Source organism: Okeania sp. SIO2F5 (genome assembly GCF_010692685.1).
Lineage (GTDB): Bacteria > Cyanobacteriota > Cyanobacteriia > Cyanobacteriales > Microcoleaceae > Okeania > Okeania hirsuta.
Genome location: NZ_JAAHGU010000317.1, coordinates 1 through 1218 on the forward strand (window position 1 = coordinate 1; position 1218 = coordinate 1218).

1 protein-coding gene is annotated in these 1218 nt (G+C 38.2%); it reads left to right on the top strand.

The window, feature by feature from the left end; genetic code table 11:
* Positions 1 to 59 precede the first annotated feature (59 nt).
* Entirely contained in the window at positions 60 to 383 is a 324-nt protein-coding gene (locus F6K27_RS33265; protein ID WP_287280747.1) for a hypothetical protein, read from the top strand.
* Positions 384 to 1218: the final 835 nt, after the last annotated feature.

The window sequence follows — 1218 nt, forward strand, 5'->3', positions numbered from 1 at the left end:
CGGGGGGATTCAACAGAGATGGTTAATAGTTGACTTTCAACTACGCATCTGTATCGGATTTGAAAAACAAGGAGAAAAAAATCCAGAAAGAACCAGTTGAAGTTGACAAAAAACTGCGCACTTTAAAATCTGAAAAATTTGCTTGTCAACCAGATGCAGAAACAGCAACAAGAAAGCTGTTAAAAAAGTTTTTAGCTCACGAAGTGAAACAAATTAATGTTCAAGAAGTACAGTCGAAATCTGAATCAGATTTTTCTGATCAACTCCAAGTTAAAGTGAGCTTAAGAGAGTCAAAAATAGAACTAGAAAAAAAACGAGGAGGTCGATTTATTTGGGCGACAAATGTCCTGGAGAGGATGGAATTAACGAAAGAAGAAATGTGATCTAAATACAAGGGGCAACAGTCTGTAGAAAGAGGTTTTAGGTTTCTGGGCATACCCCCTGTTTTTAACTGATAGTGTCTTCCTTAAATCACCCCATAGAATCGAAGCTTTGGGGTTAATTATGGGTTGATGTTTGTTGGTCTATACTTGAGGTCAACTTCAACTACGTCAAACTTTAAGCCGGACTAAATCTACTGTAAAAAATCAACTAGGCCGTCCTACTAATAGACCAACTTTACCCTGGATATTTCAATGTTTTCAGTCAATTCATTTATTGATTAATTCTGGAGTTAAGAGCATATCTAATCTCACTTATGAGCGTTTAGAGTTATTGAAGTTTTTTCCTCCAAGTTGTCAAAGATATAGCAATGTGCGCTGGCATATTTACAAATCACAGGAGATGTCCAATAGCTAAAAGTCTTATATTATCAGCCTTTTATTCCCCCTGTTGCCTTCGGGAGCTGTTGCCTGTTGCCTGCGCACAGCGCTATACTATCTACTCAGTGGATAAACTTGAGATGAAAACAGGTAGAGGGCAAAAATCATTAACAATTGAATAGCAGTGTAAAATTAAGCACTTGGCAATTATTAAAATGCGATCGCTCAAGTTATAGAAGGACTTTGGCAATTTTTGGAGATGTCTACTGATGAGTTCCGGCAACTGATGTCATTCTCAAAAGCATTCATGGAGTACAGCCGGAATAACAAGCAAGTTAAAACCCCTTGACAATCAGCTTTTTAGCCAATATCATTCCAGAAAAAATTAGGGTAGGGATTGATCATTAACCTCTTGATTTGCGTTGGCGGAGGGAGCAAGTGCGGCAGCTACATCGCC